This window comes from Caballeronia sp. NCF2, from assembly GCF_023631205.1.
GTDB lineage: Bacteria > Pseudomonadota > Gammaproteobacteria > Burkholderiales > Burkholderiaceae > Caballeronia > Caballeronia zhejiangensis.
Genome location: NZ_JALQDN010000099.1, coordinates 1 through 21,639, shown reverse-complemented (window position 1 = coordinate 21,639; position 21,639 = coordinate 1). Strand labels below are relative to the sequence as shown.

16 protein-coding genes and 1 pseudogene are annotated in these 21,639 nt (G+C 63.2%); 5 read left to right on the top strand and 12 right to left on the bottom strand.

Going from position 1 to position 21,639, the window contains the following annotated elements; translation table 11 throughout:
* From NCS02_RS35355 to NCS02_RS35345, 3 genes are all read left to right on the top strand, one after another.
* Window positions 1–723 (top strand): IclR family transcriptional regulator, encoded by a 723-nt coding sequence (locus NCS02_RS35355; protein WP_250508309.1) that lies wholly within the window; start codon window positions 1–3, stop codon window positions 721–723.
* Between the two features lie 95 nt (window positions 724–818).
* On the top strand, window positions 819–1,052 hold the full coding sequence (locus NCS02_RS35350; protein ID WP_250508308.1) for a hypothetical protein: 234 nt from the start codon (window positions 819–821) through the stop codon (window positions 1,050–1,052).
* Window positions 1,053–1,627: 575 nt separating this feature from the next.
* Window positions 1,628–3,394, top strand: a complete 1,767-nt coding sequence (locus tag NCS02_RS35345; RefSeq protein WP_250508307.1) for a site-specific integrase — start codon at window positions 1,628–1,630, stop codon at window positions 3,392–3,394.
* A gap of 121 nt (window positions 3,395–3,515) precedes the next feature.
* Here the strand turns inward: NCS02_RS35345 and NCS02_RS35340 are convergent, their stop codons facing one another.
* The 12 genes from NCS02_RS35340 to NCS02_RS35285 all read right to left on the bottom strand — a co-directional run bounded on the left by NCS02_RS35340 (window position 3,516) and on the right by NCS02_RS35285 (window position 20,588).
* Window positions 3,516–4,280, bottom strand: coding sequence for a class I SAM-dependent methyltransferase (locus NCS02_RS35340; protein ID WP_250508306.1), 765 nt, complete (start codon window positions 4,278–4,280; stop codon window positions 3,516–3,518).
* A 473-nt stretch (window positions 4,281–4,753) separates the two neighbouring features.
* Window positions 4,754–5,938, bottom strand: coding sequence for a pectate lyase family protein (locus tag NCS02_RS35335; protein WP_250508305.1), 1,185 nt, complete (start codon window positions 5,936–5,938; stop codon window positions 4,754–4,756).
* A 24-nt stretch (window positions 5,939–5,962) separates the two neighbouring features.
* Window positions 5,963–7,015 (bottom strand): SDR family oxidoreductase, encoded by a 1,053-nt coding sequence (locus tag NCS02_RS35330; protein ID WP_250508350.1) that lies wholly within the window; start codon window positions 7,013–7,015, stop codon window positions 5,963–5,965.
* A gap of 51 nt (window positions 7,016–7,066) precedes the next feature.
* Complete coding sequence (locus tag NCS02_RS35325) at window positions 7,067–9,151, bottom strand: BTAD domain-containing putative transcriptional regulator (protein WP_250508304.1); 2,085 nt, start codon at window positions 9,149–9,151, stop codon at window positions 7,067–7,069.
* Window positions 9,144–10,211 (bottom strand): KpsE/RkpR family capsule polysaccharide export protein, encoded by a 1,068-nt coding sequence (locus tag NCS02_RS35320; protein WP_250523657.1) that lies wholly within the window; start codon window positions 10,209–10,211, stop codon window positions 9,144–9,146. The genes NCS02_RS35325 and NCS02_RS35320 overlap by 8 nt, the downstream gene beginning before the upstream one ends.
* 85 nt (window positions 10,212–10,296) lie before the next feature.
* The gene (locus tag NCS02_RS35315) at window positions 10,297–11,016 is read right to left on the bottom strand and encodes a P-loop NTPase family protein (protein ID WP_250508303.1); all 720 of its coding nucleotides are present in this window, start codon (window positions 11,014–11,016) and stop codon (window positions 10,297–10,299) included.
* Between the two features lie 5 nt (window positions 11,017–11,021).
* Entirely contained in the window at window positions 11,022–12,503 is a 1,482-nt protein-coding gene (locus tag NCS02_RS35310) for an ABC transporter permease (RefSeq protein ID WP_250508302.1), read from the bottom strand.
* Between the two features lie 10 nt (window positions 12,504–12,513).
* Window positions 12,514–13,659 (bottom strand): polysaccharide biosynthesis/export family protein, encoded by a 1,146-nt coding sequence (locus NCS02_RS35305; protein WP_250508301.1) that lies wholly within the window; start codon window positions 13,657–13,659, stop codon window positions 12,514–12,516.
* Window positions 13,660–13,714: 55 nt separating this feature from the next.
* On the bottom strand, window positions 13,715–15,841 hold the full coding sequence (locus tag NCS02_RS35300) for a glycosyltransferase (RefSeq protein WP_502800929.1): 2,127 nt from the start codon (window positions 15,839–15,841) through the stop codon (window positions 13,715–13,717).
* A gap of 83 nt (window positions 15,842–15,924) precedes the next feature.
* Complete coding sequence (locus NCS02_RS35295) at window positions 15,925–18,402, bottom strand: hypothetical protein (RefSeq protein ID WP_250520715.1); 2,478 nt, start codon at window positions 18,400–18,402, stop codon at window positions 15,925–15,927.
* Between the two features lie 34 nt (window positions 18,403–18,436).
* Window positions 18,437–19,711: a nucleotide sugar dehydrogenase gene (locus tag NCS02_RS35290; RefSeq protein ID WP_502800932.1), complete on the bottom strand. Its 1,275-nt coding sequence runs from the start codon at window positions 19,709–19,711 to the stop codon at window positions 18,437–18,439.
* 325 nt (window positions 19,712–20,036) lie between these two features.
* On the bottom strand, window positions 20,037–20,588 hold the full coding sequence (locus tag NCS02_RS35285) for a tyrosine phosphatase family protein (RefSeq protein ID WP_250508296.1): 552 nt from the start codon (window positions 20,586–20,588) through the stop codon (window positions 20,037–20,039).
* Here NCS02_RS35285 and NCS02_RS35280 point away from each other — a divergent pair, their 5' ends adjacent.
* Window positions 20,589–21,047: an NUDIX domain-containing protein gene (locus tag NCS02_RS35280; protein ID WP_250523656.1), complete on the top strand. Its 459-nt coding sequence runs from the start codon at window positions 20,589–20,591 to the stop codon at window positions 21,045–21,047.
* A gap of 406 nt (window positions 21,048–21,453) precedes the next feature.
* Window positions 21,454–21,639 (top strand): annotated as a pseudogene (locus NCS02_RS35275) (glutamine--fructose-6-phosphate transaminase (isomerizing)); the annotation flags it as partial.

The window sequence follows — 21,639 nt, the reverse complement described above, 5'->3', positions numbered from 1 at the left end:
ATGGGGAATGACGGTGTGATCGCGGTTGAACGGGCGCTCGGCCTGCTCGACTGCTTCAAGCTCGGCAAGGAAAAACTCTCGCTTGCCGCACTCGCGACTGCTTCGGGCATGCATAAGACGACCGTGTACCGGCTGATGAACTCGCTTGAGCGCATGGGCTATGTCGTGCGTTCCGACGACGGCACGTATCGACTCGGCCATCGCGTGCTTTATCTGGGCAAGCTCTACGAGCAGTCGTTCCATCTGTCGTCGGTGGTCGAGCCGGTGCTGTTCTCGCTCGCCGCCGCGACGAAGGAAAGCGCTTCGTACTACGTGCTCGACAACGGCAAGCGGTTATGCCTTTTCCGCGCGGAGCCATCCGAAGGGCTGCGCGAAACGCGGCTCGCGGGAACATCGCTCCCGCTCGATGACACCGCCATCGGGCAAGTGATCCGCTATTGGGGACTTCGCGAGCCGATCTTCTCCGAGCCGCCGCTGATTCCGTTCTTTGCGTCGGGCCCGCGTGATGTGCACAAAGCGGGGTTTGCCACGCCGGTATTCGGCCCCGGCGAAGAATTTATGGCCGCGCTGACGCTGACCGGTCCGACCTCGCGCCTAAGCGTGGCGCGCGAAACGCGCGAGCTCATCGCCCCGCAACTGCGGGCCGCCTCGGCCCTCTCTCGACGGCTCGGCGCGAGCGCGGCCTTCTGCGAGCGCATGTACAGCCCGAGCGAGGGACGCTAGCCCCGGAAGGGCGAAGTCGTATATCCGACGCTGACAACATGCGTTCGCTGCGACCTCCGCCCAAATTGCTGGAGCCGCCCCCTAAGGGACGGTCGATGTACTTCAGCACGGACGCACAGCGGGTACGACTGGCAGTGTTTCGCCTATCGGACGCAAAAAGCGCGGAATTTTTAGTCGGACTGGGCCAGGTGCCGCATCCTGAGCACGGTGTCTGGGACCTCCTTCAAATACGGCACATCGACGCCCGTTTTGCCCAGCTCCAGCCATTTTCGCCGGTGAAAACGCCCTTCACCGCCGTTTTCTCGATTTCTCAAAAACCGCACCGGTGATAACGAGAGTTAGCACGGTGCGAGTTTTCGGTGCGCAGCAATGCAGCCCCCGCACCCTGGAACGGGAGGACACCGGCAAAATTGGCGCCGTCGGCATCGGTTCGTCGTCCGTGCTCGGTGGCGTCTTCAGCGGCGGGCGCTAAGCCGCGGTGTTCCTGAAATGATGGGCGGCGGGGCTCATCACGGCGGCCGGACCGATACGCTGGGATTAGAAAGGTCGGTGTTTATGGGGGCGGATCTTCCCTCACCGCGGTGCGTCCGTCGTCTGTGACCAAAGGCCATCGGCTAACCGGCAGGGAGACTGCGCGGGAGTCGCCGGGCAAAACAAAAGACGCCTGGCACGGCTTCTAATCCTGATAACTCGTATTAGAAGGATTAGCTTTGATGCCGGTCTCCCACACCAGCGCCATCGCCGTGAATAGACCGGCGCGCAAGGACTCCGAAGGCGAACAGGGGCGGCGGCGTCGCATCAGCGTCTCTGGCGTTCGAAACCCGCAAGAAGCTGCCATGAAACGTGGCCGTCAAGATAACTTCGCTTATCCTAATAGGTGCGTTTCTGGTCTAAACTCGCCTTCATGAAAACGCGCCTGGCGTCGGCCGCCTCCGACCCCGCCGACACCTCCGATACCGGCCTGCCCGATCTCTCCGATTTTCCGACGGCCGACGAACTGGCCGCGCTGCGCGCGTGGACCGCCGGCCTGTCCTCGCGTGAAGCGGTGCAACGCTTCCTGCCGCATGCGTCGCATCAGTCGCATCAGTCGCATCAGTCGAATAAGCCGACGCAGTCGTCACGGGGTGCGATCGGGCGCATTCGCCGTAAGCTGATCGACCGGGCGCAGCAGCTCAAGCGCGCTGATCTCGCAGCCGTGCTACGTCACCCGGCCGCGACGCGTGAGCAACACGTCCATGCGGTGGCGCAGGCGGTCGACGCCCTGCGTCACGCGCGCCCTCCCGTGCCTGACATCGTCGACCCCGTCGAACACTGGTTCTCACCTCGCGCGGTGCGCGCGCTGCATGCCTACGGCATCGTCACGCTGGCTGACCTGACCGTGCGCATTCCGCGTCGACGTTTGTGGTGGACCGTCATTCCCGACCTGGGGGCGGCCAGCGCCAAAGCCATCGAAGCCTTCTTTGCTGCGCACCCGGCCCTGACCGAGAGGGCGCGCGCGTTGATCCTGTCTGAACCCCGTGGCATCGTCGTCCCGTGGGAGTCGCTGAAGCTTCCGCATGAAGTCGATGGGTCGGCGGGCACCTTCCGGGCACCGTCGGCCACCTGTACCCTCGATGCCGACAACGACTACCAAGCCATCAAGGCGTGGCTCGCCTTGCACGAATCGCCGGCCACCCAGCGCACGTACCGCAAAGAAGTCGAGCGCCTGATCCTGTGGGCGATCGTGGAGCGCAGCCGCGCGTTGTCGTCGCTGACGACCGAAGATGCGCTGGCGTACCGCGCGTTCCTGCGCCGGCCCACGCCGCACGCGCGGTGGGTGGGGCCACTGCGCCCACGTAATTCACCCGATTGGCGCCCTTTTGCAGGCGCCCTATCGGCGCGATCCACGGCGCACGCGCTCTCCATTCTGAATGCGTTGTTTCGCTGGTTGATCGAGCAACGCTACGTGTTGGCCAATCCGTTCTCGGGGGTTAAGGTTCGCGGTGCGACGCGCGCGGCGTCGCTCGATGCCACGCGCGCTTTTACTGAAAGCGAATGGCAACTAATCCGGGTGATCGCGGACGGCCTGGAATACTCATACGACTGGTCGGCGCCGGCGGCGCAGCGGCTGCGGTTTCTGCTGGACTTCGGCGTGGCGACGGGACTCCGGGCGGGTGAACTGGTGGGCACCACGCTGCGGCAGATCGAGACCGATCCCAGGGGACTCCACTGGCTGCGCGTCACCGGCAAAGGGTCAAAGGTCGGCAAAGTCGCCCTGCCGCCACTGGCTTGGAATGCGCTAATGACCTATTTGCTCGCCCGACACCTGCCCGTTTCCCGGGAACGCTGGGCTCTCCATACCCCGTTGATCGGCCATCTGGACTCGGACACGCACCAGGCGATTAGCGGCGTACGGCTTTGGGCGGTGATGAAGCGGTTTTTCCGGCAAGTCGGGCAGGTCCTGGAGGCGGACCACCCGCCGCTTGCCGAAAAGTTGCGCGCAGCGACCCCCCATTGGATGCGGCATTCACACGCTTCGCTGGCGCTGTCCAACGGCGCCGAACTCACTTCGGTTCGAGACAATCTGCGACATGCGTCGGTGGCCACGACTTCAATCTACTTGCACTCAGACGATGTGAAACGTGCGCGACAGATGGGGGACGTTTTCGGCGCAAAGTCGTCAAGCGAGTAGTCGTCAACGCGCTGGGCCCAGGAGGCGAATACCGTGAGGGCAACGAACACTGCGGCAAACACGCCGCTGACCGCCCCTCCGGGATCGTATTCGCCTCTTGCCGCTGTGAGTCAATATGGAATCACTTCCAGTAGTCCATAAAGCCGGCTTTATAACGCACGTATGACCAACCCATCGCCTTGTTCAATGCCTCGACCTTGGATTCGATTGCTGTTGGCTCTTGGCGGAACAACACCCAGAGTTTCGCATGCTCGTTGTAGACGGAGCACTGATAACCCCACTGCTCCATCAGAATCTGCATGCTCCGATTGGTGTGAAACGCACAATGCACCGGTAACAAGTACATCCAGTCAGGATTCTGCGGCACATGCTCGGGAACCAGCGTATGAATTGCAAACGCACCTGAAGGAGCAACATAAGACTCGATCTCGTCGAGAGTTTCACGTGCCCGGACGTGCTCGAACACCGCCGTATTAAGCACGAGATCAAAGCTGCGGGGTCGCATGTCCTCCTGCGCTACCACGTTAACTTCGGGCAGAAAGTATCTATCGTATGTGCTCAACGTCACGTCGAAATAGTTCTGCAAAAGTTTCGATACAGCCCCAATGCCGCAACCCCAATCGAGCCATTTCCCTTGCCCGATGGCGTCTTGCTTGCGAAGCAGCGACAACATCAGCGCCTGATTGAAGTAGCGCTGATTCCGGTTGTAAGGATTGTCTTCCGCATGGTGCGTCTTCGAATGGAACGCGTCGTTCAGCTTTGCCCAACGAGTTTCGCTCATCTCCAGATGGGTCTTGGAGGCGCAAAATCCGCAATATCCACACTTCCAATATTCGACCGTATCAAGATCGAATTCGGCGAACGTCTTACTGAAGAAGTACCGCATACCAGAGTCGCAAATCATGCACCGCATGGTGAAAAAGCTCCTAGTTGAGTAGGCCTGGTAATCGCTGGTCGAAGACTTGGATTGTTGTCTGCGGCCAAGATTGTAATAATTCTTTGTTTCAGCCGGCGATATGTGTTCGACGGACCCAAACATAGTCAAGTGGGGTTACCCATCCGCCTTGAGGTGGACGAGATGATTGCAATTCGAAGGTGAGCGTCCGGGACCGGCCTGGCTCGTCCCAATCCGCGGCCGTGCGGCCGCCCCGGCTCGCCGCCGAGTCGTTACCGGGCAACAGTCGACCCTCATCAGTCATTTAGTAGCGCTAAGTCGGGCGTCCCTTCATGAAATGCTACGATCAGTGCTTCTCGGCCGCTCGGCGGTACGTCGCCTCCTTTTGCTAACGTTTTGACTATCGACGCTATGGAAGGTACCGAGCGTTCCGCAACTCTAATTTGCGCTCTACCGGTACAACGTTATTTTGTCGGAGGAACGTTACCAGCGTGCGCTCGAATGCGGCTAACCAACTGTATATCGGGACGCTCGTACCTATAACCATACGGCTGCGAGGGCACGGCTTCGGGGTGGTAGCTTTCCAGCACTGCTTGCGCATCGCCGAGATACAGGTTGTCGCGCACAGCGAGAAACGCGCGATAGTCTTGCTTGTACTGATACTTCTCGCGTGTGCGCTCGTAATTCTTGCGGTCCGACTCGCCGTTGACGAGCGTGCTCCTCGCGGGCGCATTGGCGATATACGAGCAATAGCTCGCGTTTACGCCCTCCACCGTAGGGAAGAACGGCGGCTCCGTACAGGCTCGCTGCGAATGATTGATAAAGACGTTACCTTCCACCGTGGCCTTCGCTTCGAGGCTGAAGCTCATGCCGTAGAAGTCCCAGTTTTCCAGCAAATTGTTGTACAGGTGGAACGTCCCGAACTGCGCGCGCGGATTGCGCTGCACCGTGTCGATGAACCAGTTGTGATGCAGCGTGACGCGCGCGATCCCGTCGCGCGCGTAGTTCTTGAACAAGTTGTCCGACGTGATGTTGTTGAGCAGCATCACCTTGTCGTCGTCATGGAACTTGACCCATGAGACGGTGACATCGGTCGAGCCGTTCTTCACATTCAGCAGCCGGTCGGCGAAGCGCGACAGATCCAGATGATCGATCCACACATTGCGCGAGCCGTTCGCGACGTTGATCGCCTGCGAGAATGTGCGCAGGCGTCCGTCGATGGTCAGATGCGTCACGATCACGTTGTCGGCGCCATAAATGGCGAGGCCGTAATCGAGCAGCTTCACCGCATGATCGCGGCCATCGATCGTCACGTTCGACGGCACGCGAATCTGCGATTCGAGCGCAATCGTCATGTCCGATGCGAAGCGGATCCACGTCGGACGTCTTTTCGCCTCGCGCAACGCGTCGCGCAGCGTGCCGGGGCCAGCGTCTTCCGCCGACGTCACGACGACGACCTGCCCGCCCTGGCCGCCCGTCGCCGCGCGGCCGTACCCTTCGCGCTGGCTCAAAAGCGACGACACCGTCGCGCATGACGTATCTGCGGCGCGGCAGTCCTCGGAGGCGGCGGGCTGGCTCGTCAGCGCCGACAACACGCCCACTGTGCAGATCGAATGACTCACGATGCGCTTGCCCGGAAAACCCCGCATGAACGATCCGCTCATCATGCGCCTTCAGCCCGCCGCGCGCTGGGCTTCGCTGCGCAGGAAGTTCAGATACCACGGCAGCGCTTCGGCCATGCCGGCACGCAGATCGAACAGCGGCGCATACGACAACTGGGCGCGCGCCTTCGAGACATCGGCTTGCGAATGACGCACGTCGCCCGCGCGGAAATCGCGGTACGCAGGGCCCTTTTCGTAGGTGACACCCAGTCCCGCGAGACCGTCGCGGATCACGTGAAAAAGATCGTTGAGCGTGGTGCGCCCGCCGACCGCCACGTTATAGACTTCGCTCGCCGTCAGATCTTTGCTGAGCGCGGCGCGCAGATTCGCCTGCACGACGTTGCCGACGAAGCAGAAATCGCGGCTCGTCTCGCCGTCGCCGTTGATGTGGACGTCGTCGTCGGCGAGCATCGCGGCGATCCACTTCGGGATCACGGCGGCATACGCACCGTCCGGATCCTGGCGCGGACCGAAGACGTTGAAGTAGCGCAGCCCGACCGACGCGAACCCATACGTGCGCGCATACACGCCGGCATAGATTTCGTTGACGAGTTTGGTCACCGCATACGGCGACAGCGGATTGCCGATGCGCTCTTCGCGCTTCGGCAGGTTCGGCTCGTCACCGTACGTGGAGCTCGACGCCGCGTAGACGAAGCGCTGCACGCCCGCGCGGCGCGCCGCATCGAGCATATTGAGAAAGCCCGACGTGTTGACGTCGTTGGTCGTGATCGGATCCTTCACCGAGCGCGGCACGGAACCGAGCGCGGCCTGATGCAGCACGTAATCGATGCCTTCGACCGCGCGTTCGCAATCGCTCATCTCCCGAATGTCGGCGCGCTGCAACGAGAAACGCGACCAGCGGTCCGCGCCCACGCGCTTTTCGACCTCGTTGAGATTGCGCTGATGGCCGGTCGCGAAGTTATCCATGCCGCGCACGTCCTGACCGAGCATCAGCAGCGATTCGACCAGATTCGAGCCGATGAAGCCTGCTGCGCCCGTCACGAGCCAGCGGAAGCGGTTCATGAGCAGGAATTCGCACAAGCTCGCCTGGGTCTCGTCCAGCATCCAGCCAGGACCGTTCGATTCATTTGCAAAGAGTTCTGCTTTCACGTTCATTCAAACCGTTTCGTCGATGTTTTCAGTGATGTCGCCGGACGCGTGCTTCGATTCTGACGCCGTCCGTGCGGCGCCGTTCGCGTGCCTGCCGTCGTCCGAGCGATCGACGCTCGTGACATGACGCCAGATGCCGCCGCTCAGCCGCAGATTTTCCGGCGGCCCCGCGATGTGATCGCGCAGATGCCCGAAGTAAGCGGCTTGCCACCGCAGCGCGAACGCTTCGACATCTTCGCCCGGCTCAGGATTCGGCAGCATTTCGAAGGTATGCACGATCTCGCCCTTCTGCCAGCGCGGCGCATAGAAGAGCGACGGCAGGCCGAGCCGATAGGCGGCCCGCGACGCGAAGCTCGAGTAAGTGACCTCCTGGCCTTCGAAGATCACGCGCGGCGCCGACGGATTCGGTGCGCCTTCGACCGCGAGACACACCGCGTAGCCGGACTGGAGCGCGCGCAGGCATTCCTTCGCCACTTGCGCTTCGGTCTGATCGGCGGTGGAAATCAGCGCCGACGCGTAGCTCGCTCGCGTCACGCTCGGCGTCGTCGACAGCCAGCGCGACGGAATGCCGAGCAGTTCGAGCGTCATCAGACCGGCGTACATCGGGCCGACGTGGGCCGTCGCGATCACGAAGCCTTTGCCGGTGGCGAGCAGCGGCGCGAAGAAGGCTTCGGCTTCGTCGAGATTGCCGAGCAGTGACATCGCCTCTTCGATCTGCGCTTCCCGGCACTCCAGCCATTCGAGCAACAGATAGTCGACGAGATAACCCCAGCGCGCCGCACGTTCCCACTCCGCGCGATTGATATGGGCAGTGTCGCGTCTCATCGACCAGGCCCAGTCGAGCCGCGCCTGCGTAATCGGCGTGGAGTCGATCTTCTGGTCGAGCTGCTGGAGCGCTTCCGAGAAAGTCGCGGGCAGCACGTCGGCGCGCTTCTTCAGATAGCTTTCGTACAGCGTCGACGCTTCGTCCTTGCGTCCCGACTGCGACAGCGCCGCGACCGCCGCACGCTGAAAGCGCAGGCGTTCGGGCTGCTGGCGCACGAGCGTCAGCAGTTCCTCGGCGGCATCGCCGTGGCGGCCGGCGTAGCGCATCGCCCGCGCCAGCATCGCGCGCATATGCTCCATCTCGGGCGCGAGCTCGCAGGCCTTCTTCAGCGGCTCGATCGACTCCGCATACTGACCCGCGCGCAGCAAGGCCTCGCCGTACGACGACACCAGCCGCACGTCCTTGGGCGCGAGCTCGACGCCGCGCGCGAAGTGATTCAGCGCATGCACGGCGCGGTCGTCGTGATGGCCGCGCGCAAGATACGCCTGCCCGATGGCCGAGCGCAGCGCCGCCCCCTCGTGGCCCGCCGCGAGCGCGTGCTCGCCTGCGGCGATGGCCGCGCCGATGCGCTTGTCGGCGAGCAGCGCCTGGACCGCCGCGGCTGCCGCTCGTTCGTTCGGCAGCACGGCGGCGTCGAGCTTCGAGGCCAGCTGCGCCGCCAACGCGCCGTCGCCGTTGCGGATCAGCGCGGTCAACCAGAAGTGGGCGTTGGCGTCGCCGGCTTCGATCGCATCGAGCGTCGCTCGGGCGAGGCGTGCCGCGTCCGCGACCTGCGACGCCTGCAGCCGCAACTGGATGCGCGAAGCCAGAAGGCCGGTGTCATGCGGATCGATTTGCGACGCCGCATCGATCTGTTCGATGGCTTCATCCCAGCGCTTCAGGCGGCCGAGCACGCTCGCGAAGAGACGCCGGTCGTCGGCCCGATTCGGCCACGCCTGCACCAGCACGCGCAAGGCCGTGGCGGCGGGCGTGAGCGCGCCGTCGCGCACGAGCGGCGTCACGACGAAGCGGCGCACGTCCATGCGCGCCGCTTCGTCGGTCACCATCGACGGATCGAGTTCAGCGATGCCCGTCAGCGGATCGGACTCCGAGCGGATCCGCGCGATGACGCGATACAGCGTGTCCTGCGCCGACGGCGCCGCGCCGGTATCGAGCGCGTCCCGCCAGGCGGCGAGACCTTCGCTCCAGTTGCCCGCGCGCACGGCCTTGCGGCACGCTTCGAAGGCCGGCGCGAGGTTCGTTGCGGACGTTGCGACCTCAGCCATGACGGAACTCCTTGCCGAGCGCGCAGCCGAAACGCACGACCAGCGCAAGCACGAAGCCCGCCGCCAGGGCTTCGAGCAGCAGCACGAGCGTATCGGGGCTCGACGGCCGGTCTCCCGGCAGCGGCTTTGCGATCACGCTCAGATACCGCTGCAGCCGCAGCGTGTCGGTGAAGGCCTGCTGGTAGCTCTGTTGCGCCGCCGTTAACGCCGAATCGGCGAAGGTCTGCGCGTTGCGCAACTCTTCATATTCGCGCAACTGCGTCGCCTCGGTGTTGCCCGCGCCGCTCAGACGGCGGCGTGTATCGGCGAGGCGCTTTTCGAGCGTCGTCACGAGCGTTTGCGCGGGCCGCAGCATCGGATGATCCGGATTGCCGACCGCGCGGATCTTGTCCAGATTGATCTGCGCGGCGTTCAGCTCGCCTTCGATCTGCCCGACGAGCGTGAGTAGCATGGTCGCATCGGCGTTGGGGTCCATGTTGCCGTGCTGGACGCGCCATTTCGTCAGCGCCGCGCGCGCGGCGCGCGCATCCTTTTCGGCGAGCGACACCGCCTGGCGGCTCACCTTCAGCGCATCGCTCACGCCCTTCTCGTCCATGCGATTGACGAATTCCTGCGCGGTCTCGAGCAGCGCGTCGGAGATCACGGCGGCGTCGTGCGGCGAGAAGGCGCTCACCTTCATCACATCGACCTGCTCCATCATGTTGTACGAGACCTTCACCGACGCCTTGTAGGCGCGGTACAGCTCGTCTTCCGTCGCGTTGGGCGCGAGCCGCGTGGCGGGATCGAGGCCGGTATGCGCGAGACGCTTGCGCAGATCGATCTTGCGGTCGACCTGCTGCATGCAGTCGCGCGAGTTCAGGAAGTCGCTGACCGCCCAGCCGTCGACGAAACCGCCCGCGAGACCCGAACTGTCGCCCGTCGTCAGCAGCCCGCCCGCCGCGCCCGGAAACGCGGACTGGCTGCTGCTGGAGCGCACGGAAAAGCGCGCGTCGGCCGAATAGCGCGGCACCGCGATGAAATTCGCGTAGACGACGGCAAGCACCACCGGCGCGAGAATCACGCTGAGGGTGACCCAGCGGCGGCGTCGGCGCTCGCGCTGCGCGGCGGCGCGCGCCCGGACGCGCGCGTCGATCGCCGACTCGCTATCAGAGCCCGAACTGTGCGCCTGAGAAGGCGTCGGCCGGGAGCTCTTCTCCTGCGTCTGCGGATTCGCTTCTGGAACGCCGCGTAGAATATCGGCGGATGCACTCGTCGAGGTCTTCCTCGATTCGAAGGCTACTTCGCTCATAAACCAAACCTTTGGTGCAGTAATCCGCCAGCTGATTCTGGCGGTAAGTGGAAAGTATCAACGTCCGGCCCACGAGACGCTCTTCGAACAGCGCGAGCCACAGACGCGTAAAGCGGCATGGCTCGAACGGAATCGCGCCTTCGATCACGTAGACATCGAACGCCGCCGCGAGCGCCAACGCAAAGGAAAACTCCTGCCGCGTATAGAGCGGCCAGTGCTCCATCGGACGGGCCAGATGCTCGGGCGTGGTCAGCAGATCGGCGACCAGCTCGATGGTCACCTGCGCGTCGAGCTCATAGAGCGACGACACGAAGTGGATCATATGCAGCCCACTCGCCTTGCCGCGGATGAAGCCCTGACGCCCGAGTGGCCACGACACCCGGCAGTGATGCTTGACGAAGCCCTCGCGCGGCGGACGCAGGCCCGCGAGCACGTCGATGACGCTGCGATGCAACTCGGGCGTGCGCGAAAGCAGCGCGTAGCGTCCCTGGGGCAGATCGAGATCCGCGTGGCTGAACAACGGTAGATGCGAGCCGAAGACCTTGGGCGAATCGGTGACGTCGATGAGACTGATCATGGCGCTTACATCGGCTGAACGCGGCTGCGGGCGAGGCGTTCGCAGGCGAGCGCGACGACCATCAGCAACACGAGCGACGTTAGGTAATAGGAGAAGCTCGCGTCCGTCGACTTGTAGCTCTCGAAGTACGACGAGCGCAAAAGCTGCATGCCATGCGCGAACGGCGACCACAGAAAGTACGCGCGAAACTGCTCGGGCAATTGCTCCGAAACGAAGAACACGCCGCTGAACACTTCGAGGAAACGTTCGATGACGGCGGCGAGGCGCAGAAAGAAATGCCAACTCGTCGCGATCGTGCCGAACAGAAGGCCCATCGCGGTGCCGCCGATCGCCATCGACACGACATAGCAGGCGAAGGTCGACCAGCTCGCCGGCAGACTCACGAAGTCGTAGCGATAGCCGATGCCGATGAGAATCACGAAGACGAGCAGATAGATGACGAGATAGATCGTCGCCTGCACGATGACGTTCATCAGAGGCGTGATGCTCGGCAGATTCAGCACTCCGCGCGCCGAAACGTACGCCGTGCTGCTGCGGAAGATGATCTGGCGGAACATGATCCATGTCGTCGCACCGAGCAACGAAAACGTCGGCACGTCCATGCCGAGAATGAAATGCGTGCCCGTCAGGAAATACAGCGACGAGATCAGCGCCAGCAGCACGGCGGGACCGCACAACGCCCACACCAGCGCGAAGCGGCTTTCGCCGTGGATCGTGTGCAGTTGCAGGATCAGAAGCGGAAGCAGCGCGGACAGCTTCGAACGCTCGGCGTCCGGCGCGACCGTGCGCTGGCGCGCGTGCAGCATCGCGATGCGCCGGCGCAGCGTGGCGACGTCGGCGGCTTCGTCGGGTGCGAGCTCGACTTCGAACGCGGTGTCCTGGCGCGATGCGAGGCGGCGTGCCTCGCGCGCCTGCTCGTCGCGGCGGCGTTGCGCGCGCATTTCGTAGCCGGATGCAAGACGCGCTTCGTGCGCCGCCAGCGTCGCAGGCGCGTAACCGGCCGCGAAGACATCGACGCCCGCCCGGATATCGTCTTCCAGAAGACGGATAGTGGTGCGCAGCGTGCGGCTGCGAAAATCGGCGGCTTCTTCGCCGAGCTCCTCGTCGGCCGCTTCGTCATCGAGTTGCGCGCTCAGAGCCTCGTACGCGGCGCGGCGGTCGGCGACCGTCTGACGCGGCAGATCGCGCAGTGCGGCGAGCATGCGCGCCAGCAGCGTCGTGGGGCGCTCGCCGTCATGGGCCGTCGCTTCGTCTTCCGGATGCTCCTTTTGCTCCGGCTGCTCAGGCACGAAGGCGCGCTTGCGCGCCTGAAAAGCCGCCGCGCCGAAAGGTTCCGCCGACGCCGCATCCTTGCCTTCGACGGCGTCGACCAGACGAGCGTCGACCTGCTCCGTCGCCGGGTCGGGCCGGCTGAACGCGCCCGCGCCGATGGCATTGCCCGCCGCCTGACGCGCGCGCCACTTCGAGATGCGATCGTTGTTGCTCATCGCGTCCGCGCTAGTTGGACAGCGCGCTGACCGAACGCGCGGTGCCGAGCGTCGCGCTGAAGGTCGACAGCAGCTTCTGCACCTGCGTGAACGGCGCATCGGAAATCAGGATCGCGTCGCCGTCACGCACGACGAACTCGCCCGCGAGCACGATCTGGCCCGGCTGCGTGAAGTCGAACTGATAGACCTGCGCACGCGTATCGGCGGGCTCCACGTTCTGCGGCAACGACGGGCGGCGCAGCAGATAGACCGCGCGCGGATTCGCGAGCGAATCGTTCAGGCCGCGCGAGTCGCCGAGCGCATCCAGTACGCTGTAGTTGCGCTTGGACAGCTTGACGCGCCCTTGCACCCCGGCCGCGCCCAGCACCGTCAGGCGTTCGACGATGTCGTTCACCACGATTGAATCGCCAGGGCGCAGCGCCACGTCCTCGGCGGGATTGCTGTAGATATCGGCAAGCCGCACGGAACCCGCGACGCCATTGCGCCGCACGGTGACCGACAGCTGCTCCGCATTGGTCTGGTTCGGCGCGGCGAGTCCGAGCACGCCGCTCAGACGTTCGGTGTCGTGGCCGAGCGGGTAGACGCCCGGCTTCAGCAGATCGCCCTGCACGGTAATGGTTTGTCCGCGGCGCGGCGTGGCCTGCACGCTCACATCCGCACCAACGACGAGACGGCTCACGCGCCGCATGATGGCGTCGCGCAATTGCGCCGGCGTCAGCCCCTGCGCGCGCACCGTGCCGATGTATGGCAGATGGATATCGCCGGCGCGATCGACGATCTGCTCGCCGAGATCCGACGCGCCGCGATCGCCCGCGGTGAAGAGGCCGAGCCCGCCGTGTTCCCAGAGCGTGACCTGGACGCCGTCACCCGGCGCGAAACGCTCGTACTCGAACGGCGTGGCGCCGAGGAACGCGGCGGGAAAGCTCGCGCGTGCCGGTCCGCGGCTCGCGCGCGCGAGTTCCTCGGTCACCGGCACGAGCACGATGCTGCTGTTATCGCGCGCGGCATCGACTTCGCTGCGCAGCGGCCCGCTGCGCGGCAGGCCGCAGCCTTGCAGCGCGAGCGCGCCGGATACGGCCAGCAGTAGCGCGGCCGCGCGGGTGGATGACGGTAGCCAGCGGGCGAACCGCCTGCGCCGGAGGTCAGTCGACTTCATGTTTCGTCTTCAAGAACCGTGAGAGACAAGCGTCTCGAAATATCTGTGAATCGCGTCAGGCCGGCAGTGGCTTTTCGGCGATTTCGTCGTAGTCGATTTCGTCGGCGACGGCGATCTCAACAGGCGCACATAGCGCCGAGAACCGTTCAATCATCGCGTCGACCGAGAACAGCATGCGTGCGCGATGGCGCGCGTGCTCGCGTATGGCGTCGTCCGCCTGGAAACCGTCGATTAGCGCGGCGAGCTTGTCGCAAGCCGCGTTCAGGTCGGGCTGCTCTGCGCAGTCGAGCAGGTGCCCGGTCACGCCGTCGACGAAGCATTCGCCCGCGCCGCCCGCAGGCGTCGACAAGGTCGCGATGCCGAGCAGTTGCGCCTCGATCAGCACGTTCGGCAAGCCTTCGTAGCGCGACAGCAGCACCTTCGCGTCCATCTTCGAGTACCAGAAGCCGACGTGCGACGACAGGCCCACGAACAGCAGGCGATGCGCAACGCCCAGCTCGGCCGCGAGCTCCATCGCCTTGTCCTGGAGCCGCCCGTCGCCGACGATCATGAAGCGCGCGTGCGGACGCCGTTTCAGATAGCGCGCGGCAAGCTTGATGAACAGCAGCGGACGCTTGTCCGGCTCGAAACGGAACACGCCGCCGATGGTTTCGGTTGCGTCCGGCGTCGCGTCGACGAAGGCTTGCCAGCGGGCGCGCTCTTCGGCCGGCGCGTTCGTCTCGAGATCGGGCACGCCGTTGTAGAGAATCTGGAAGCGCGTGAGCGGCAGATCGAGCCAGCGCGCGTATTCCTCGGCGGCCGTGCGGCTGTTGCTGACGAACTGCACGCCCGGCACCTGCGCGAGCGCGCGATACAGCACTTCGTATTCGGGCCGGTCGCGTTCCTTGCGGATGCTCGGCGGCAAACCGCGGAACACCAGATGGATAACGGGCACGCCCGCGAGCAGCGCGGCGAGCGCGCCGAACAGACAGGTGCCGTCCTGCCACAGGCTGACGACGTCGAAGCCGCGTTCGCGCAGGCGCGGCGCGAGCCGCGTTACGCCGTAGTGGACCGGCGCGGGCAGCATTTCGAGCAGACGGCGCAGATCGCCGTCATCGACCGGCTGATGGCTCACCGCCACAGCGGGCAGCGCGTTGATTTCCGCGAGCGGCACGCCCGCTTCGTGCAGATTACCGGCAAAAAAGTCCATACGATGCTTGCCCGTGCCGCTCTGATCCGTGTATTGCTTCACGAGTACTTCGACCGCCTTCGGCCGCGTGATAGCGACGTCTTTCGGGCCGCGCTCCGCGTCCTCCGACAGCTTCGACAGTCTTTGCAGATTGCAGGCGAGCCGCGTCAGTTGACGCTCCGCGCCACCAGGTCCGAGACTGCCGGTGACCAGCGCGATCGACGGCGCGCTCCGCGGATCGGGCTCGGCGATCGCGCGATCGCGGAAGGCGAGAATCGCGTGCTTCATCGACATGATCTTGATGTCGCGGCCCGCGAGCCCGTCTTCCGTTTCGAAGCGCCTGAAGAACGCGTAGTCGCCGGCGAGCGATGCGGCGAGCTGGCCCGCCTTCGTTTCCGGCGCGAGGGTCGCGGCCACGGGTGCAAGCGTCTCAACAGCATCGGCCAGCAGGCCGCGCTTCGATAGGCGCTTCGCGAACGCGACCCGCAGCTCCCGGCGGCCATGCTGCTCGATCAGCTTGCGGAACAGGGCATCGGACGGCGCGAAGGCGCGGATATCCGCGAGCAACTCGGCGCGCGCGAGACCCGCGCGGTGATCGTCGAGCGTTTCGGGCATGTATCGATCGATGAGCGCGAACGCCTCGGCGTCGCGATGCTCCCTGACGAGATGCGACGCGCAATAGCGCACGATGCGCAGATTGTCCGGCTGCTCAAGCAGCAATTCGGACCATTGCTCGAACATCTGCGCCGTATGACCGGCCGCCTCCTTCAACTGAAGCAGCATGAAGCGCACGGTCCAGTCGCCGAGATGACCGGTCGCGACCCGCTCCGCTTCCACGAGCGCTTTCTGCGCGGCCTGAACGGCGCTCGCGTGCGCGACCAGGTGCGCGAGCTCGTCGCGTACCGATTCGAGAGCGTCGCTTGTCACTGCGTCAGCCGCGTCCGCGTTCGTCCCCGGCTCATCCGTCAAAGTGACGACGACAGCCGGTTTCTGCTCGTTGTTTTTTTCTTTCATCGATGAGCTTGATGTCGTAAGGAGTACAGACAAGTGACGTGCCTTGTCCGTGAGTACGATAGATCGATACTCACGGGCCTGAGTCAGTCGGACGGAACGAGCGTTTTAAGAGCGGCTCTCGCCGGGCGGTTCGCTCGCGCGATGAGCGTCTCGCATCGATTAATGTTGCTTTGGATGTAATCCTCGTTCTCGGATGACCGCCGCAGCGCCTGCCAGTGCGGCAGCGCCTCGCCGTAGCGTTGCAATCGCATCGCTGCGACGGCGGCGGCTTTGAGTGCAACCTGGTCGTCGGGTGCGAGGCCGAGGATGGTCTGGGCGATCGCGATGCGCGCGCTCGGCTCGGACGAGTCGACCAACCGCAGTCTGGCGTGTAGAGACGAAAGCACGCGCTTGCGTTCGGACGCGACATCGACGTCGCCCCCGATCAAGTCGAGCAGCGCCCACGCCTCGCAGTGCGCTCCACGCGCATTTAGTTCACGCGCGGCCCGAATGCAGCGCGTTCTCACGATCCCAAGCTGGCGCAGCGCCTCATTCTGCAGGGCCTGATCGGCATGGCGGTCCGACGCGAGTTGCTCGAAGGCCTCAAGCGCTTCTTTAAAGCAGTCGCTGCGCGCGGCCACGCGTGCGAGATAGAGACGCGCGGAAATCGGAGCACCGGGCTGATCCGCCGCACGCCGCAGATAATTCACCGCCGCGTTCACGTCACCGAGCGCTTCGGCGGCCCGGCCGCGATGCATGTCCATTTCCGGGAAAGACAAACCCGCTTCGATAACGCTGTCGACGAGGTCCGCCAGCCACTGGTAATTGCGCTCATTGAATGCAGCGCGGACATCTTTCTGCAAGCGCTTTTCGAGCGTCCATTCCGCGCGCATGGCCGACCTGTTCGTCGGATCGAGCAGACAACTCGCCCCGATGCGGTCGACCGCGACGAGCAAGTCGTCACGCTCGAGCGCCCGTTCGGCATCCATGAGCCACTGCGTCATCTGTGTTGTGATCCATTGCGCGACTTCCGCGTTGCGGTTGTCCGGGTCCTGCGCCTCAATCAACGCCGCCGCCGCGAGCGCGAAGCCTTTGCTCGAAGCAAGGTTCGCGAGCGAAAGGAGCAGTTGATTGTCGAGACCAGGTGCGTCGTCGGCAAGCGCACGCAACGCGGAACGGTTGCCGGACGCAACACCGCGCTTCCACTGGACGGCGTAGCTCGGCGCATGAGACGGCAACGCGTCGCGTACTTCGTTCGCCCATTCACCGAGGGCTTGCTCGTCGCCCAAGGCTTCAAAAAGTTCGAGCACCGCGCTCGCGGCTTCGACACTGTCCTGCGAGAGGCGGAACAAACGCTTCCAGTTGACGATCGCATTTTCATGCTTCTCGATCCGAGTCGCCGACAGCGCGGAGATACGCAGAATTTCTGCCGTTTCGTGTTCGCCGCGCAGCAGGCCGGCGGCGACGTCGTACGCTTGCGCATACCGTCCGAGTTCGAAATTGCATCGCATCAATATTTCGTCGGTCTGGTCGGTCATTCCGCTTTCACTTCTCGACTTTTCCGCATTTGCGATGGCGCTTTCGTAATCGCCCAACTCGGACTGCATGCGCGCGAGCAGCATGCGATGCCCGCCGTGTGCCGGATTCGCGCGCAAGACCGCGTGCACGCGACGCGATGCTCCACGAAGATCGCCTGCGCTCCATGCCGCTTCAATGGCGGTAACCGAATCGACGCGCGAGCGCATCGGCAATGGAGCCGACGGACCGATGCGTTGGATGAGGTAATTCACATACCAGTCATCGAAAAGCCGTTCAGCGAATTCAGTCGTGTAATGAGTCAAGTCGCGCCCGCCTTGTTCCAGCGCGTTTACCTGCCCGAGTTCCAACATGGCCGACGTGGGATCGTAGCAACGCACACCGAGGCGCGCGGCGCACGTCTTCACCAATTCAATCAGTTGATGCCGCTGCTCAATCAGGTCGCCGTCGGGCGTTTTGGCATCGACGTGCGTAACGAATACGAGCTTGTCGTTGCCGACGATCTCGGCGATCTCCGCCATCTCCCGCTCCACTTCTTCATCGGGCTGCACGCGCCGGACGATGCTCGCGAGCAGATCGCGGTCCTCGGTCGACAATCGGCGGAACACAGAATCGGTGTCGAGCCACGTGCGGCGTTCCGCCTGTTGCTCGACCGACGCCATCGACCAGAACGTGCGCGCCCGGCTGCGGTCGGCGAAGAAATCACCGAAATAGCGCCCCGTGTAATTCGCCTGGATGGGGTAACCATCCGCCGTCAGCAGCTTGCGCGACGACAACTCGACTACATACACATCCGCCGGAACATAAGGCTTTTCCAGCTCGGCCGTGGACATGTCAGGCCGGAACGCCAGCCGCCGAACGTGGGCCGGCACCGACTGCGTGCCGAACATGAAGCGCAATTGCTGGAGCACTTCTGCGCTGCAGTGCACGAATCCATAGTTGCGCAACGTATGCGCCTCGACGGGGTAACGCGACACGCCCTTGCGGAGCGGACCGTGAATACGGCATGTACCGACAGGGGCAATCAGCAGCTTTGAAACGGCCATGACAGATTCTGACTAGAGGATCGAAGAAGCTCGCTTACAGCGACCAGTACTGGATATCGGACTTCAGACGGCTGCGATCCAGCGCGGACTTAAGATCGCACAGCACGCCGCCGTCCTTGATCATGTGCGGCAGATCCGTCCAGATGCTGTCCATGATGTCGCGATGCGGCACCGCCAGAATCAGCACGTCCATATTGGCGAGCTCCGACTTCGCGACGAGCGTGATGCCGTACTCATGCTCCATCTGCGCCTTGTCGGCCATCGGGTCGTAGGCGAGCGGCGCGATGCCGAAGCGCTCTAGACCGCGATATAGATCGACAACCTTCGAGTTGCGGATATCGGGCACGTTCTCCTTGAACGTCATGCCGAGCACGCCCACGCGCGTCGTCGGCGAAAGTCGGTGGGTGCGGGCGAGAATCTGCACGAGGCGCGACGCGACGTGATCGGCCATGCCGTCATTGATGCGCCGGCCCGCGAGAATCACTTCGGGGTGGTAACCGAGTTCCTGCGCCTTGGAGGTCAGATAGTATGGGTCGACGCCGATGCAATGGCCGCCGACGAGACCCGGCGTGAAGCGCAAGAAGTTCCACTTCGTGCCCGCCGCCGCCAAGACCTCCGAAGTCGAGATGCCGACCAGATCGCAGATCTTCGACATTTCGTTCATCAGCGCGATGTTGATGTCGCGCTGCGTGTTCTCCAGCACCTTCGCTGCTTCCGCGACCTTGATGGATGACGCGCGATGCACGCCCGCCTCGATGATCTGGCTGTACACGTCGGCGATGATTTCGGACGACTCGTCGTCCTGACCCGACACGATCTTGACGATCTTTTCCAGTGGATGCTCGCGGTCGCCCGGGTTGATACGCTCGGGGCTGTAGCCGAGTTTGAAGTCGATGCCGCAACGCAGGCCCGACGCCTTCTCGAGTTCAGGACCGCAGATTTCCTCGGTCGCGCCCGGATGGACGGTCGACTCGAACACGACGATGCTGCCGGCGCGCAGCACGGGCCCGATCGTCTGACATGCACGCACGAGCAGCGAGAAATCCGGGCTGCATTTTTCGTCGACCGGAGTCGGCACGGCGACCACGAAGAAATTGCAGTCGGTGAGATCCGCTGCCTGATCAGTGAAGCGCATCGTCGACGCGCTCAACACGTCTGATTCGATCTCGCCGGTCCAGTCTTCTCCGCTGCGAAGAGACTCGATACGACGGCTATCTACGTCAAAACCAATTACGTTGAAACGGCGCGCAAATGCGACAGCGACCGGCAGGCCCACATAACCCAAGCCACATACGGCAATCTTATCGATAACCAAGAGAACCTCGAATAATACGCAGCGGTGCAACCGCCTTTAAATTTTAATGTGCGCCCGTTCATCACCCTCGGTCATGAACACGCGCCTCAACTCTAACTTCTATAAAAGAAGTTTGTGAATAAAAACAATGAGGGATTTTGGCCTGCTGGTAATTTTATTGCTCGGCAAAATGACCGACACGGATCTTAACCGAACACTTACAAATTCTGTCAAATTTTTGTTGCTAATGACAGCGCGTGTCGAATTTGCGACGGTAAATTTTTCCGGGTAACATACTCTCCCAGCTTCTCGCACCTGGGAAAACCGTGAAGCGCGTTCCTTAAAGTATGATTTCGGCCGAACGGCCCATTCGCCGCAATGAACCAGCCCAGTCGGGATCGGCTTTGAGGCCTTGCCTATAAAGCTTATGGACGGCATTCACCAATGCGCCGTTGCGGTTTAATAACTCGTCGGCGTACTGGATCATTAGGAGGTTGGGCCACGCTTGGGGGCGCTTGCGCAACAGATGGGCGACGATGGTATCCGCGTCGCAATAGGGCAAGGCCTGCGCCCAGATCATCGTGGCAGCGGCAGTCGACCGCGACTTTCCCGAAAGACAGTGGATGAACAGGCGCGCGCCGGGTTCGGCGCACGCGCGGCGGCCGAAGGCTAAAATTTCGGCGACATGCTGACGGGTCGGCAGCGCGCGATCGTTGCGCTGCTCTATGTCGTCGTAGAAGCGTAGCAGAAGCCAGCGGTCGGGCTGCCATCCAGAGAATTCCACGGGATCCGCCCACTCTGGATCGATCAGCGACAGCACGTGCGTGTGTCCGGCCGGATCGCTCAGATTGCGCAATCCGCAAATTGTCGTTTCTTCGATAAGGTGAAGCATATGCAAGTCAGTCCTGTCGTTTTGAGCAGCGTGAATATCGTCGTTCGCGACTCGCGGGGGCGCACACTGCTGCAGATGCGCGATAGCGCGGCGAGGAGCTCGCCGTTGATGTGGGGCTTCTGGGGCGGCGCAGTCGATGCCGACGACGAGAGTGCGCATCATGCCGCAGCGCGTGAGCTAAGTGAAGAGCTATGCGTATGCGCGCAACGCAGTGACTTTGAGCCGATCGGCGAGCGCGTCGACAGCCGTGGACGCCTGGCCGCCCTCTTCCTCTATCGGCCCAGCGTGCATTGGGAGGACATTCGCGTGAACGAGGGCGCAGGCGCCGGGTTCTTTTGGCGCGAAGAGATCAACCGGCTGCCAGTTTCCAACGCCGTGGCATGGTACTTGGAGCGCTGTCCGCGCATCTTTCCGGGACTCGTTCGTTCAAAATCGCTGTCGCAATCAAGCACGTCATAAATTTTTTTCTTATCACGATGACAAGGAGATGATAAGATGCCGCTCGGAGTGAAATTTCTCCCTAAAAATGAATAACGCTCGCGTGCGATTCACGCGGCTTTCGTCAACTGGCGTGGTCGACCCGTCTCATGGATGAGAGAATGGCTTTGCGAACCCGAGAGTGGCTCGGAAAAAAGAAAGCCATTAATTCTTTATCTCTAGAACTAAAACTTTGCTGGCAGATTCCGCTAACGTTTTCCTAGTAGATCCGGAAGGCAACGCCGCCTATTTAATGGGCCTCATAATCCGGTACTCCCCTGTCAGTCAAAGTGTGCGACGACATTTTCGTCGGTGCTTCGCTATCTTTTAGCGCGCGCGTAAGCGTCCGTCTCCCACGCCTGATTCTTCGATTCAAGGAAAAACCGTTATGTGCGGAATTGTCGGCGCGGTAGCGCAACGTAACATCGTCTCGGTGCTGGTCGGAGGTCTGCGCCGGCTCGAATATCGCGGCTACGACTCGTGCGGCGTGGCCGTTTTGAGCAACGGCGAGCCGCGCCGCGCGCGCAGCGTCGCGCGCGTATCCGATCTCGACGCGCAAGTGCGCGAGACGAAC